Source organism: Kribbella sp. NBC_00889 (assembly GCF_045207705.1).
Classification (GTDB): domain Bacteria; phylum Actinomycetota; class Actinomycetes; order Propionibacteriales; family Kribbellaceae; genus Kribbella.
This window is the reverse complement of record NZ_CP108783.1, coordinates 4,734,376-4,749,081: the sequence shown is the minus strand read 5'-3', so window position 1 is coordinate 4,749,081 and position 14,706 is coordinate 4,734,376. Positions and strand designations below refer to the sequence as shown.

The 14,706-nt window shown below is 67.8% G+C and carries 12 protein-coding genes; 10 read left to right on the top strand and 2 right to left on the bottom strand.

What is annotated here, in order from left to right; genetic code table 11:
* The first annotated feature begins 26 nt into the window (after positions 1–26).
* Both OG817_RS22945 and OG817_RS22940 read left to right on the top strand, forming a co-directional pair.
* The gene (locus OG817_RS22945; protein ID WP_406046721.1) at positions 27–1,337 is read left to right on the top strand and encodes a DUF1800 family protein; all 1,311 of its coding nucleotides are present in this window, start codon (positions 27–29) and stop codon (positions 1,335–1,337) included.
* Between the two features lie 17 nt (positions 1,338–1,354).
* Positions 1,355–2,605, top strand: a complete 1,251-nt coding sequence (locus OG817_RS22940) for a DUF1501 domain-containing protein (protein ID WP_406046720.1) — start codon at positions 1,355–1,357, stop codon at positions 2,603–2,605.
* Here OG817_RS22940 and OG817_RS22935 read toward each other — a convergent pair.
* Positions 2,591–3,883 (bottom strand): ATP-binding protein, encoded by a 1,293-nt coding sequence (locus OG817_RS22935; protein WP_406046719.1) that lies wholly within the window; start codon positions 3,881–3,883, stop codon positions 2,591–2,593. The genes OG817_RS22940 and OG817_RS22935 overlap by 15 nt on opposite strands.
* Positions 3,880–4,548: a response regulator transcription factor gene (locus OG817_RS22930; protein WP_406046718.1), complete on the bottom strand. Its 669-nt coding sequence runs from the start codon at positions 4,546–4,548 to the stop codon at positions 3,880–3,882. Before OG817_RS22930 ends, OG817_RS22935 begins: the two co-directional genes overlap by 4 nt.
* Positions 4,549–4,890: 342 nt before the next feature.
* Between OG817_RS22930 and leuA the strand changes: the two genes are divergently transcribed.
* The 8 genes from leuA (at position 4,891) to OG817_RS22890 (ending at position 14,670) form a co-directional block, all read left to right on the top strand.
* Positions 4,891–6,564: a 2-isopropylmalate synthase gene (gene leuA / locus OG817_RS22925; protein ID WP_396395015.1), complete on the top strand. Its 1,674-nt coding sequence runs from the start codon at positions 4,891–4,893 to the stop codon at positions 6,562–6,564.
* Between the two features lie 330 nt (positions 6,565–6,894).
* Positions 6,895–7,947 carry an ABC transporter permease gene (locus tag OG817_RS22920; protein WP_396394720.1) on the top strand — a complete coding sequence of 351 codons (1,053 nt, stop codon included), beginning with the start codon at positions 6,895–6,897 and terminating at the stop codon, positions 7,945–7,947.
* A gap of 4 nt (positions 7,948–7,951) precedes the next feature.
* Positions 7,952–8,857: an ABC transporter permease gene (locus OG817_RS22915; RefSeq protein WP_406046717.1), complete on the top strand. Its 906-nt coding sequence runs from the start codon at positions 7,952–7,954 to the stop codon at positions 8,855–8,857.
* Between the two features lie 14 nt (positions 8,858–8,871).
* Complete coding sequence (locus tag OG817_RS22910; RefSeq protein ID WP_406046716.1) at positions 8,872–9,981, top strand: ABC transporter ATP-binding protein; 1,110 nt, start codon at positions 8,872–8,874, stop codon at positions 9,979–9,981.
* Positions 9,978–11,036, top strand: coding sequence for an ABC transporter ATP-binding protein (locus OG817_RS22905; RefSeq protein ID WP_406046715.1), 1,059 nt, complete (start codon positions 9,978–9,980; stop codon positions 11,034–11,036). Before OG817_RS22910 ends, OG817_RS22905 begins: the two co-directional genes overlap by 4 nt.
* Complete coding sequence (locus OG817_RS22900) at positions 11,036–11,239, top strand: hypothetical protein (protein ID WP_396394715.1); 204 nt, start codon at positions 11,036–11,038, stop codon at positions 11,237–11,239. The genes OG817_RS22905 and OG817_RS22900 overlap by 1 nt, the downstream gene beginning before the upstream one ends.
* 64 nt (positions 11,240–11,303) lie before the next feature.
* The gene (locus OG817_RS22895; RefSeq protein WP_360447365.1) at positions 11,304–13,160 is read left to right on the top strand and encodes an ABC transporter substrate-binding protein; all 1,857 of its coding nucleotides are present in this window, start codon (positions 11,304–11,306) and stop codon (positions 13,158–13,160) included.
* Between the two features lie 49 nt (positions 13,161–13,209).
* The gene (locus OG817_RS22890) at positions 13,210–14,670 is read left to right on the top strand and encodes a GNAT family N-acetyltransferase (protein ID WP_406046714.1); all 1,461 of its coding nucleotides are present in this window, start codon (positions 13,210–13,212) and stop codon (positions 14,668–14,670) included.
* Positions 14,671–14,706 lie beyond the last annotated feature (36 nt).

Here is a 14,706-nt window from a genome sequence, read left to right as displayed (position 1 = left end):
GGACCCGGCTGGAAACGATCGGGGGTATGACCGAGATCAGCGAGCGGGCCGCGGTACGGCGGCTGAACGACCGGCTCGGATTCGGGCCGGCGGCCGGGGACCTGACGGCCGGGTTCGATGCGACGCTGCGGCGATTGCTGGGTCCGGCGACGGACGCGGCGGCCGCCGCCCTGCCGCCGCCGACGGGGCTCGCGCCACCGCCGCCGATGGGCAAGAAGGATCCGGACGCCAAGAAGGACAAGGACGCGAAGAAGGCGGCCGCGAAAGCGCGGGCGGCGCAGGAGCGGAAGCTGACCGTGTGGTGGCTGGATCGGATGGTCGCGAGCCGGACGGCCAGTGAGCGGCTGACCTGGTTCTGGCACGGGCACTTCGCGACCAGCAACCAGAAGGTCCGCAACGCCGCGTGGATGCTGGGGCAGAACCAGACGCAGCGCACGCATGCGCTCGGCCGGTTCGGCGACCTGGCCCAGGCGATGGTCGTCGACACGGCGATGATCCGCTGGCTCGACGGCCAGAAGAACCGCAAAGGTACGCCGAACGAGAACCTGGCCCGCGAGTACCTGGAACTCTTCACGCTCGGCATCGGCCACTATCAGGAGACCGACGTCGCCCAGGGCGCGCGCTGCCTCACCGGGTGGGTGCTCGGCCGCGACGGGAAGGGCGCGACGTTCCAGCGGAGGCGGTTCGACTCGGGCTCGAAGACGCTGCTCGGCAAGACCGGGAACTTCGATGCCAAAGGATTTGCCGGGCTGTCGCTGGCGCAACCCGCCTCGGCCGGCTTCGTGATCGGGCGGCTGTGGTTCCGGCTGGTGTCGGCGACGCCACCGGATGCGGCGACCATCGCTCGGCTGACCACGGCGTACGGCGTCGAGCGCAACGTACGGTCGTTGCTGACGGCAATGGTTGCCGAGGCGGCGTTCCGGGATCCGGAGTCCGCGCTGGTGAAGCAGCCGGTGGAGTGGGCGGCCGGCTTGCTGCGGGCCTTGCGGATCCAGCCGGGGAAGCTCGCCGAGAAGGAGCAGACCAAGCTGCTCGCCGGACTCCGCGGCATGGGGCAGCTGCCGTTCCGTCCGCCGAGCGTCGGCGGCTGGCCGGCTGGTGCGAGTTGGCTGACGACGTCGGCCGGGGTGACCCGGCTGCAGCTGGCCCAGCACCTGGTGAAGCAGGCCGAGATCCCCACAGTGGAAGGCGCCAAGGACAAAGTGGCCGCGGTCGCGACCCTGCTCGGTGTTGATGCCTGGACCGAGCGGACCAAGACGGCACTGGCCGGCGTGAAGGACCCCAAGCAGCTGACGGCACTCGCCGCCTGCGCACCCGAATACGTGGTCAGCGGATGAGCGGCCGAGGAGGACCGATGGACAACCTGACGAGAAGGCGGTTCCTGGCGCTCAGCGGCGTGACGGCAGCCGGAGCGCTGGCTGTCGGGGCGACGCAGGTGAACTGGTCCGACCTGATGGCCGCGGCGGTCGACAATCCATTGCCGAGCGACCAGTCCGTGCTGGTGGTCATCACCTTGTACGGCGGCAACGACGGACTCAACACGGTCGTGCCTGCAAGCGATCCGGCGTACCAGAAGGCGCGCCCGGATCTGGCGTACGAGCAGAACGACGTGCTGGATCTGGGTGACGGGCTCGGGCTGAACCCGGGCCTGAAGGGCCTGAAGGGTCTGTGGGACGAGAAGCGGCTGGCGATCGTGCGTGGCGTCGGGTACCCCGAGCCGGATCGCAGCCACTTCCGTTCGATGGCCATCTGGCAGACGGCGTCGCCGAAGTCGCCGGTCCCGACCGGATGGCTCGGCCGCTGGCTTGATGCGACCGGTGCCGATCCGCTCCGGGCCGTGTCGGTCGAACCCACCCTTCCGCCGCTGCTGGCCGGCGAGACCACTGCGGCTGCGTCGCTGCCGTTGCGTGGGCTGGCACTCCCCAAAGGTGCACTCGGTACGGCGTACGCGGCGCTGGGCAAGCCGAGTCCGGGGGAGGGGCACTGGCAGGCGCGCGCGGCCAAGGCAGTGCAGGACTTGCAGGACGCGACGAAGGTGCTCGGCAACGCGGTGCGCACCGGTCACGAGAAGGACGAAGACGAGGACGAGCAGCGCACGCAGGGAGCATCGGCGGGCGGTACGTCGCAACTTGGAGCCCAGCTCGAACTGATTGCGGGATTGATCGAGGCGGGTGTGCCGACGCGGGCCTACTCGGCTTCCCTCGGGGGCTTTGACACACATGCTGACGAGCGCGGGACGCAGCAGCGGTTGCTGACTGAGCTGGACGCTGCGGTGACGCCGTTCGTGCAACGGCTGCGGAAGACGGACCGGGGGAAGAACGCAGTGGTGCTCGTGTACTCCGAGTTCGGCCGGCGCGTCCAGGCGAACGGGAGCGACGGGACGGATCACGGTACGGCGGGTCCGGTGTTCGTGGTCGGTGACAAGGTGTCGGGTGGTTTCTTCGGCGAGCAGCCGAGTCTCACCGACCTCTCCAACGGCGACCTGAAGGCGACCACAGACTTCCGCGACGTCTACGCCACCGTCCTCCGCGACGTCCTCGGCACCGAACCCGCCAAGATCCTCGCCGACCACAAAACCACCATCGACGGCCTACTGAGGGTGTGAGAGCAAGAGCTCGAAGCAGGCACCGCGCCGACCGTCGGCGCGGTCGCCAACCGTCAGATCACCACCATGGGCTCGGGCGACTCCTCGGGCGATTGCGAGGCCCAGGCCGGCGCCCTTGCTCTGGGGGCCGTGGACGAGGCGTTGGAAGATGCGTTCGCGGACTTCGGGCGGGACTCCAGGGCCGTCGTCCTCCACCAGGAGGCCGGTCGGGGCGACCGCGATGTGCAGGGAGTGCGCACCGGCCTGGCGGGCGTTGTCGAGGAGGTTGGCGAGGATCTGGGCCAGGCGTTCCGGATCGCCGCTGACCGTCGCGGACCCGGTCACCTGGACGGCGACGTCGGGCGCGACCAACCGGATGCGGGCGGCCTGGGCTTCGGCGAGGTGGCGGAGGTCGACCTGGGCGAGGTTGAGCTGCAGGCCGGCGTCGATGCGGCTGAGTTCCAGGAGGTCGGCGACGAGAGTGCCTGCGCGCCGGGACTCGCGGACCAGCAGGAGCTCGAGCTCTTCGCGGCGTTCGGCCGGGGCCTCGGGGCCGAGCTGGATCAACGTCTCCGCAGCGGTCTGCAACCCGGCGACCGGCGTACGCAACTCATGCGCGGCATCGGCGACGAACTCACGCATCCGGTCCTCGGACCGGCGCGCCGAGCCCTCGGCACCTTCGAGCGCGTCCAGCATCTCGTCGAAGGCGGCCGCCGTACGCCCCAGCTCGGTGTCGGCCCGCTCCGGCTGCAGCCGCTCACCTCGCCGCCCCGCCACGATCGACCGCGCCAGTCCCGTCATCGCATCCAGCGGCGCCAGCGCGAACCTCATCCCGATGATCAACGCGAGCGCGGTGATCAGGATCGCCGCCGCACCCGACATCAGCAGCACCGTCCGGAGTCGCGCGCTCGCGTCCGACAACAACGCCGTGTCCGCCGACAACAGCAACGTCGCGCCGCGCGTCCGCTGTCCCGTCTGCAACGTCGCACGCACCTGCCGGACGGTCCCACCCGGGTCGACCGGTGGCGTACCGAGTTGCTGACCCGACCGTAGGATCAGCGTGACCCGGACCCCGTCCGCGTCGATCCGCCGTACGAGGTTGCTCGGGGCAACGTTCTGCCGGGCGAGCTGCTGAGCCAGCTGCGCCCGCCCGGTCAGCAGCGAGTCGAGACTGCGCTCGGCCTGCGCGTCGAAGACCGCCTTCACCACCAGCCCTGTCACCGGCAGCACGACGAGCAGTACGGCGATCGCCGTCAGCGTCACGCGAACCCGCAAGGACGCCGTACGCAGCGGCCTCATGACGGCGGCCGCAGGACGTAGCCCGAACCGCGGACGGTGTGCAGCAACCGTGGCCCGAGTGCCTCCAGCTTCCGGCGGAGCGCGCTCACATGCACCTCGACCAGGTTGGCCGCGTAGTCGTCGTACCCCCAGACCGCGGTCAGCAGTTGGGTCTTGCCGACCACCTTGCCGCTGCGCCCCGCGAGGAACGCGAGCAGCTTGTACTCCGTCGCCGTCAGCTCGATCTCCTGCCCGGCCCGCCGTACCAACCCGGCCTCGACGTCGACCGCCAGATCGCCGATCTCCAGGACAGTCCGGAGCCGGCCCATCCGCCGCAGCAGCGCCTCGACCCGCGCGATCAGCTCGGCAAGAACGAACGGCTTCACCACATAGTCGTCAGCCCCGGTCCGCAGCCCATGCAGCCGGTCCTCGACCCCGTCACGCGCGGTCAGCAGGATCACACCTGCGTTCGACGTCTCCCGAGCGACCGTCAGCAGCTCGAACCCGTCCCGGCCGGGCAGCATCACATCGAGTAGCACCAGGTCCGGCTGCCACTCCGCCAGCTCCCGCTCGAAGCCGTCGCCGTCCGCCTGCGTCCGCACCGTGTGGCCCGCCTCGGTCAGCGCGATACCGACGCCGGTGCGGATCGGTTCCGCGTCCTCGACCACCAGTACCCGCGCCGCCATCCGGCCATCCTTGCATCGCCACGGCTCCCGCCAAGGACCGCAGGACGCACATCTTCAGCACTTCTTCAGCACTCTGTCCGGCACAACGCGGTCACGCTCCGTGTCTCGCCGATCGAGACCCCCGGTTCGACGGCCGAGCGTGGTTGTGCATAGACTCACTGGCATCATGCGGCACCAGCTTCTCCTCCTTCGCTGCCGCGGCGAGGCCTGACAAGGCCGGTTCCCTCGCCGCGGAGTTCGGTCGTACGCCGGTCGTCCCTCACGACCCCGCAGTACACCTTCCCGAGGAGAACCCCCGTGGCACCGCAGAATCAGCCCAAGCCCGTCCAGCAAACCTCCGGTATGCCGATCCGGCGCTACCGGGCGTTCCCGCCGATCGACCTGCCGGACCGCACCTGGCCGACCAGGTCTGTCGACCGCACTCCGCGCTGGCTGTCCACCGACCTCCGTGATGGGAACCAGGCCCTGGTCGAGCCGATGTCGCCGGCCCGCAAGCGGCGGATGTTCGACCTGCTGGTGAAGATGGGCTACAAGGAGATCGAGGTCGGTTTCCCGAGCGCCAGCCAGTACGACTTCGACTTCGTCCGTAGCCTGATCGAGGACGACGTCATCCCCGACGACGTCACGATCTCGGTGCTGACCCAGGCCCGGGACGAGCTGATCGAGCGGACCGTGCAGTCGCTGCAGGGCTCGCCGAAGGCGACCATCCACCTCTACAACGCGACCGCGCCGCTGTTCCGCCGGGTCGTCTTCAACGTGGACAAGGCCGAGTGCCTCAACATCGCCGTACGCGGCACCGAGACGGTGATGAAGTACGCCGACGACATGCTGGGCGACTGCCAGTTCGGGTACCAGTACAGCCCGGAGATCTTCACCGGCACCGAGCTGGAGTTCGCGCTCGAGGTGTGCGAGGCGGTCAGCGACCAGTGGCAGCCGGCGGAGGGGCGGGAGATCATCCTGAACCTGCCGGCCACCGTCGAGATGTCGACCCCGAACGTGTACGCCGACCAGATCGAGTGGTTCAGCCGGGGCCTGACCCGGCGCGAGCACAGCACGATCAGCCTGCATCCGCACAACGACCGCGGTACGGCGGTGGCGGCGACGGAGCTGGCCCTGATGGCCGGCGCGGACCGGGTCGAGGGCTGTCTGTTCGGCCATGGCGAGCGGACCGGCAACGTCGACCTGGTGACGCTGGGCATGAACCTGTTCAGCCAGGGCATCGACCCGCAGATCGAGTTCTCCGACATCGACGAGATCCGCCGCACGGTCGAATACTGCACCCAGATGCGCGTGCCCGAGCGGCAGCCGTACGCCGGTGACCTGGTCTACACCGCTTTCTCCGGCTCGCACCAGGACGCGATCAAGAAGGGCCTGGAGGCGCTGGACAAGCAGGCCGCGGCCGAGGGCCGGCCGGTGTCCGAGATCACCTGGGAGGCGCCGTACCTGCCGATCGACCCGAAGGACGTCGGCCGGTCGTACGAGGCCGTGATCCGGGTGAACTCGCAGTCCGGCAAGGGCGGCGTCGCGTACATCATGAAGTCGGAGCACCGGCTCGACCTGCCGCGCCGGCTGCAGATCGAGTTCAGCCGGGTGATCCAGCAGCACACCGACTCCGAGGGCGGCGAGGTCGGTCCGCAGCAGATGTGGGACATCTTCGCGGCCGAGTACCTCTCGCCCGGCAAGCTGTCGCTGCTGAGCGTCAACTCGTCGTCCGGTGAGGGGCAGGGCGACCAGCTCCGCGTTCAGGTCTATTCCAATGGTGTTCCGCACGAGCTGTCCGGTGAGGGCAACGGCCCGGTGTCGGCGTTCGTCGACGCGATCCAGCCGCTGAAGTACGACGTACGGGTGCTGGACTACCACGAGCACGCGCTCTCCGCGGGCGGCGACGCGCTCGCCGCGGCGTACGTCGAGTGCGAGGTCGGTGACGAGGTCTACTGGGGTGTCGGCCGCGACGCCAACATTCTCACCGCCTCGCTGAAGGCCGTCGTCTCCGCGATCAACCGCGCAACTCGCTGACTTATCAAACGTTCGCCCGCCACCGCTAGGGGTGGCGGGCGACGTTTGCGTTGCGGCGTACCGAATTTCGGCACTGAGGGTGTCAGAATCGGTGCGCAGAGCAACCGAATACTCACGATTCGGTGACCGTGGCCTCGGGTACGAAGAAACCGTTGACTCGGTGTATGTGGTTGCGCAAACTAGCGACACTGCGCGCAGATGAATGCAAGACAGCATGCGTTAGTACGGCTGCATTCGGCTTCTGCGTTGACACGCCGTCGGTACCCCGCGTGGAGGTGAGCTGTGAGTGGTGCGGTCGAGACTCCGGCCTCGAAGCTGATAGAGAGGCCGGTGGATGAACCGAAACCCACGGCCCCCAAGAGATTCTTCAACTCCTGGCTGGTGCGAAGACTAGCCAAGGCCGTGCTGACTGTCTTCATCGTGACGACGGGAACGTTCTTCCTGGTCAGGCTGCTGCCCGGTAACCCGGTCGACACCTACATCCAGACCCAGATCGCGCAGACAGGTATCTCGTACGAGGCTGCTGCCGCACAGGCCAAGAACCTGTTCTCGCTGGATCCGGACCAACCGCTGATCCAGCAGTACGTCACCTACATGCTCAACCTGCTGCACGGCGACTTCGGCAACTCGCTGCTCTCGCCGGGGACCACCGTGGCGCAGGTGATCAAGACCTACCTGCCCTGGACGCTGTTCTCCGTCGGCGTCGCCACCATCCTCAGCTTCATGATCGGCATCGTGGCCGGCATGATCATGGCCTACCGCCGGGAAAGCTGGATCGACCACACGCTGAGCTCGATCGGATCCTTCCTGCACGCGATCCCGAACTACATCCTCGCGATCCTGATCGTGGTCTTCCTCGGGGTGAAGCTGCAGGTCTTCAACCTGACCGAGGCCCGTGGCTCGTACACACCGGGGGTGGAACCGTCGTTCAGCCTGGCGTTCCTGAACGACATCTTCTACCACGCGATGCTGCCGATCCTGGCGTACCTGCTGACCACGGTCGGGTCCTGGGCGCTGGTGATGAAGTCCTCCACGGTGGAGACCCTCGGCGAGGACTACGTCACCGTCGCCCGCGCTCGCGGCCTGACCGACTCGCGGATCCGGTCCGGGTACGTCGGGCGCAACGCCGTACTGCCCCTGTTCAGCGTGCTGGCCATCTCGCTCGGGTTCGTCGTCGGAGGATCGATCTTCGTCGAGCGGATCTTCGGCTACCAGGGCATCGGGTTCAGCCTCTACAACGCGATCTCGGGCCGCGACTACCCGGTGCTGCAGGGGATCTTCCTGGTCATCACGATCTCCGTGGTGGTGGCCAACCTGCTCGCCGACATTCTCTACAGCCGGCTGGATCCGCGGGTCCGGGTCCCCGGCAAGGGTCAGGGGTGACGAGATGACCGAGGCTGCAGCCACCGGCGGCGCCGTCGCCGCCATCGGGACGACGGGTGTCTCCCGGTTCGCCGGCATCATGCATGGGTTGCGGCGCAGCCCGGCCGGCTTCATCGGGTTCGTGATCGTGGCGCTGCTGGTGCTGATCACCGCGATCGGGCCGTTCTTCACCCCCGAGGTGGAGCCCAACGTCAAGGAGATCCTGCTGCCGTTCGCGTCGCCCGGGCACTTTCTCGGGACCGACAACGAGGGCAAGGACGTGCTGATCCAGATGATCGACGGCGGCCGGTCCGTCATCTTCATCGGGTTCTTCGCCGCCGCGATCTCGACCTTCATCGCGATCGTCCTCGGTTCCCTGGCCGCCTACCTGGGCTCCAGCACCGACTCCGTGGTCACGACGGCGGCCGACGTCGTACTCACGGTCCCGACGATCGTCCTGCTCGCGGTGCTCGGTGCGATGTTCAAGCTGGACTCGCCGATCCTGCTCGCCATCCTCGTCGGTGTCCTGAGCTGGCCGGTGCTGACCCGGGCGGTGCGGTCCCAGGTGCTCTCGCTGAAGGAACGCGAGTTCGTCGAGGCGGCCAAGTTGCTCGACCTCGGCACGATCCGGATCGTGTTCGTCGAGATCCTGCCGAACATGGCCAGCTTCATCCTGATGAACTTCATCATCGGCGTGACGAACGCGATCTACGCGCTGGTCGGCCTGTACCTGCTCGGGCTGGCGCCGCTGACCGGCTCCAACTGGGGCATCATGCTCAACCGTGCCTGGATCGCGGGCGCCATCTTCAACGACGACAGCCTGCCGTTCATCCTGAGCCCGATCGTCGCGATCATCCTGCTGCTGCTCGGATTGGTGATGATGACGAGATCACTCGAAGAGATCCTCAACCCGCGTCTCCGGGACCGGTGAGCATGGTGACTTCGATGCCCCAGGACACAACCAGCGCCCGCGCGGCGCGCGGCGGTCAGGGCAAGCCACTGCTGTCGATCCGCGACTTCAACGTCGAGTACCGGACCGGTTCCGGCGCCACCGTGCGCGCCGTACGCGGCATCGACCTCGACCTGTACCCCGGCGAAAGCCTTGCGCTGGTAGGCGAGAGCGGCTGCGGGAAGACGACCTTCGGGCTCGGCCTGCTGCGGCTGCTGCCACGGCTGGGACATGCTTCCGGAAAGGTCACCTTCAACCGTGGTGACGGGGCCGAGATCGACATCCTCGGTCTGGACGGGCGCGATCTGCGGCAGTTCCGCTGGCGGGACGCGGCGATGGTCTTCCAGGGCGCGATGAACGCGTTCAACCCGGTGATGAAGATCCGCGGCCACATGCACGACACGATGCGGGCGCACACCAAGGCCAGCAAACGCGAGATCGAAGAGCGGGCCGCCGAACTGCTGCAGCTGGTGCGGCTGGAGCCGGAGCGGGTGATGGACTGCTACCCGCACGAATTGTCCGGCGGAATGCGGCAGCGGGTGCTGATCGCGATGAGCCTGTTGCTCGAGCCGGAGGTCCTGATCCTGGACGAGCCGACCACGGCACTCGACATCCTCACCCAGCGTTCGATCGTCGACGTACTGCACGAGGTCCGCGAACGGCTCGGCTTCTCGATGATCTTCATCTCCCACGACCTGTCGCTGGCCGCCGAGCTCGCCGACCGGGTCGCCACCATGTACGCCGGTCGCATCGTCGAGACCGGTGGCGTCCGGGACATGTTCTACCGGCCGCGGCATCCGTACACGCTCGGCCTGATCAAGGCGGTGCCGCCGATCGTCGGCGACCTGCCGGATCTCGAGTCGATCCCGGGCGGGCCGCCGAGCCTGGCCGCGCTGCCGCCGGGCTGCAAGTTCAACCCGCGGTGCGGGTACGCCACCGCGGAGTGCAAGGAGGCCGACCCGCCACTGATCCCGGTGACCGATCAACCGGGCTCCGGGCACGAGGTCGCCTGCATCCATTCCAAAGACGTGCATCTCGAACGCAGAGTGCAGGACGACAGAGTGCAGGACAACAGAGTGCAGGACGACTTGGGGACCGCCTCATGACCGCGACGGAGACAAGCCGGCCGGCGACGGCCGAGGGGCGTACGCCGTTGATGACGCTGGACGGGGTCAGCCAGGTGTTCAACACCAAGGCCGGGCCGATCCGCGCGGTCGACCAGGTCAACCTGTCGATCAACCCCGGCGAGGTGCTCTGCCTGGTCGGCGAGAGCGGCTCCGGCAAGACCACCGCGGCGCGGATGGCGGCCGGCCTGGCCAGACCGACCGACGGCCGGGTGGTCTTCGACGGCACCGACATCTGGTCGATGAACCGGAACGGCTTCCGCGACTTCCGGCGCAGCGTGCAGTACGTCCACCAGGATCCGTACGCCTCGCTGAACCCGACCCGGACCATTCAGCAGACGATGACAGCACCGCTGCTCAAGCACGGCGTGGTCAAGGGAGCGAAGGCCGCCGCCGAGCGAGCCGCCGAGCTGCTGGCCAAGGTCGACATGACCCCACCGGAGAGCTTCCTGTCGAAGTACCCGCACCAGTTGTCCGGTGGTCAGCGGCAGCGGATCTCGGTGGCCCGGGCGCTGACCCTGGACCCGAAGATCATCATCGCGGACGAGTCCACGTCGATGCTGGACGTGTCGATCCGGATCAGCGTGCTGGCGATGCTCGGCCGGCTGCGCGACGACCTCGGGGTCGGGTTCCTGTTCATCACCCACGACCTGGCGATCGCGAAGTACTTCGGCTGGCACGGCAAGACCGCGGTGATGTACCTGGGCCGGATCGTCGAGTTCGGGCCGACACCGCAGCTCATCAACTCGCCGACGCATCCCTACACCCGCGCGCTGATCGACGCGATCCCCGAGCCCGATCCGGACCTGACCAAGACCAAGGGCACGGGATCGCTGCGCAGCCTGGAGATCCCGAATCTCGCCCACCTGCCGGCCGGCTGTTCGTTCCATCCGCGCTGCCCGCAGTTCGAGAGCGGCCTGTGCGACGGTGCGGTGCCCGAGCTGGTCGCCGTACGTCCCGGTCAGTCGACCGCGTGCCACGTGGTGGCGCGCGACGGAGCCGGAGATGCCGAGGTCCGCGATGAGCCGGTGGCCTGATGGCACCGCAGATCGGCCGGCTGGCGCTCGGCTGGGCGGCGTTCCTGGTACTGGCCAGCGGGGTTCTGTTACTCACGCTGACGCCCGGTACACCGGAGTTCGTCGTCACCCTGTTCACCTTGTGTTTGGGCCTGCTACTGGGCCTCATCGTCGTCGCCGCGGTCCTTGTGCTGCGGCGACGGGAGAAACGCGAGGGCGGTTAGCAGTACCCCAAACCAGTAGTGCCTGACCCACATGGGCGTGCGGTCAGATCAGAAAGGACGAAGGATGAGTCCCACCGGCACCAACGATCCCGGCACCAACGAGTCCGGCGCGCGCGCCGTGACCAACGCAGTCTCCCGCCGGCATGTGCTCCAGCTGTTCGGCATCGCCGGGGTCGGCATCGCCGGCATCGGGTCGCTGGAGGCGTGTTCGCCGAGCAGTCCGGACGACGCTGGAAACGACGCCAAGAAGTCCGGGGAGTTCCACGGCGCGTACCCCTACCAGTTGCCGCCCAAGGGCCACTTCAACCTCGGCGCCGGCGTCCTCGACGGCATCCAGCAGCAGAGCCCGTACCTCGACCTGATCTACCCGAGTGCCGGCATGTACTACTGGGCCGACAAGAAGTGGGAGTACCTGCTGGCCGAGTCCAACACGCTGGACGAAACGGCCAAGACCTACACGATGAAGCTCCGGTCCGGCCTGACCTGGAGCGACGGCTCGCCGCTCACCGCCAAGGACGTCGTCTCGACGTTCAACCTGCGCTGGCTGATGCGTCAGCAGGACTGGACGTTCCTGTCCGACGTGAAGGCGCAGGACGACACCACCGTCGTGTTCACCATCGGCACGCCGTCCACGGTCCTCGAGCGCTTCATCCTCCGCGCGCCGATCCTGCCGGACTCGGTCTACAAGGACTGGGCGAGCAAGGCCGAGACGCTCCGCAAGGCCAACGGCAGCCTGGACAGCGGCGAGGGCAAGCAGGTCAACGCCGACTTCCAGAAGTTCCGGCCGGAGAACCCGGTCGTGTCGGGGCCGTTCAACTACGACCCGAAGACCATGACCAACGCCCAGATGACGTTGGTGAAGAACGACAAGGGCCTGTTCGCCGACAAGATCGGATTCAGCAAGGTCGTCCTGTACAACGGTGAGACCTCCGACATCACTCCGGTCGTGATGAACAAGGACGTCGACTACGCCACCCACGGCTTCGCCGTGGCCAGCGAGAAGACGTTCCAGCAGAACGGCTTCCGGATCCTCCGCCCGCCGGTGTACTCCGGTCCCTCGCTGGTGTTCAACTACACCACTCGCCCGGAGTTCTCCGACGCCCGGGTCCGGCAGGCGATCGCCTACGTCCTCGACCGCAACGAGAACGGCACCGTCGCGCTCGGCGACTCGGGCAAGCCCTGCAAGTTCATGGCCGGCTTCTCCGACATCCTCGTCCCCGACTGGATCACCGACGCCGACCAGCAGAAGCTCCAGGCCTACGAGAAGGACCTCGACAAGGCCACCCAGCTGCTCCAGCAGGCCGGCTGGAAGAAGTCCGGTGACAAGTGGCAGACGCCGGCGGGCAAGCCGGCCGCGTACGACATCAAGTTCCCGACCGAGTTCGCCGACTGGAACCCGGCCGCCACCAACGCGGCCGACCAGCTGAACAAGTTCGGGTTCAACATCACCAAGCGGGGCATCACCTTCACCCAGCTGAACCCCGACGTCCTGGCCGGCAAGTTCGACATCGCCATCCAGGGCTGGGGCGCCTCGAACCACCCGCACCCGTACTTCGCGTTCGTCCAGGACCTGTACACGTTCAACTACGTGATCGCGGCGAACCAGGGCGGCAAGGGAATGAACTTCCCGCTCAAGCAGACCACGTCGGCGGGTCCGATCGACCTGCAGGCCGTGGTGGACAAGTCGGCCCAGGGCCTGAACGTCGACGAGCAGAAGAAGAACATCACCGCCGCGGCGATGGCGTTCAACGAACTGCTCCCGATCATCCCGCTGTGGGAGCGCTACGGTAACAACCCGGCGCTGGAGGGAACCCGGGTCGCCAAGTTCCCGGCGGACGACGACCCGATCCTGAAGAACGCGCCGTACGCCGACAACTTCGTGATCATGTACATGTACCAAGGCAAGGTCGCCCCCGTCTGAGTCGGTTAATGACTAGCGCCTGACCCGTTCGTTTGGTTGGGTCGGCCGGGTGATCATCGTTCGCGAGATCGACCCGGCCGACCTGGCACTGTTCGACGAGTGGTACGACGCCCTGCGGGCCGGTGTGGTCGCGGGACGCGAGGCCGCGCTCGTGGTCGGGCAGGAGGCGCTCGGCTTCTCGCTGCGCACTCCGGGCCCGCTCAAGCGCCGGATCGCGGTCGGCGCCTTCGAGGACGACCGGGTACTCGGCGCGATGCTGTTCGAGTACCGGTTGACCGACAACCTCGACATCGTCGAGGTCGAGATCGACGTACCGCCGCAGCATCGGCGGCGGGGGATCGGGACGGCCCTGTGGCAGTGGGCCGTGACCCGCGCGGCGCAGCTCGGGCGGACCATCTTCCAGTCCGAGATCGGGGTGCCGGGCGAGTCGTCGCCGGGCAGTGCGTTCGCCGAGCGACTCGGGCTCACCGTCGAGCATGTCGAGGACCATCTCGTCGTACCCCTGCCGTACGACGAGGCGCGCCTGGACGAGCTGCGGTGGTCCGCCGGGACGCTGGACGGCTATCGGCTCACCTCGTGGGCGGGCGTGTGCCCGCCGGAACATCAGCAGGCGTACGCCGATCTGCACACCGCGATGGACGAGGACGTGCCGACCGGCGGGATGACGCGCGAGGTCGTGCCGTGGACGGTCGAGAAGCTGCAGGCAAGCGAGCAGCGCGTCGATCGGAACTACCTGGCGCTGGTGACGATGGCGCACACGCTGTCCGGTGCGCCGGCCGGCTACACGCTCATGTACCTGCCGCGGGCTGATGCCGAGCATGCCCAGCAGGACGACACCCTGGTACTGCGGGACCACCGCGGGCACAACCTGGGCACGCACCTGAAGCTGGCGAACCTCGACCAGTTGGCGAAACATCGCACCACCCAGCGCTTCCTGCACACCTGGACGGCACTGTCGAACGCCCCGATGCAGAAGGTCAACGCGCGCTTCGGTTTCCGGTCGGTCGAGCAGAACCGCGAGCTCGAGCTCACCTGTCCGCGGCTGCGTCCGGCCGCCCGCGCTCTCGTCGTCGACCCGGACGACCGCATCCTCCTGGTCCGCTTCGAGTTCGACGACGGGCCGTTGTGGGCGACCCCCGGCGGTGGCCTGGAGGCGGACGAGACGCTCATCGAAGGGCTGCGCCGCGAGCTGCGGGAGGAGATCGGTCTCGAGACTCCGGACGACCCGCCGCACCTCTGGCACCAGGAGGTAGTTGCCGAGGGCCACGCTACCGGGTACGACGGTGTCCTCAACGAGGTCTTCCTGATCCGCACCGGCCCGTTCACCGTCGGCGGCACCCTGACCGAAGCCGAACTCCAGGCCGAGAACCTCCACGGCCACCGCTGGTGGACGCTCTCCGAACTCCAGTCCGCCGAGGACCGCTTCGCCCCCCGATCCCTCCCCAGCCTGGTGGAGTCGGTGTTGCGGAACGGCCCGCCCACCATCCCGCTGGCGCTCGGCGGCGTGTGAGAGCGACGTTCGGAAGTTGTGGGAAGCGTGTGAGGA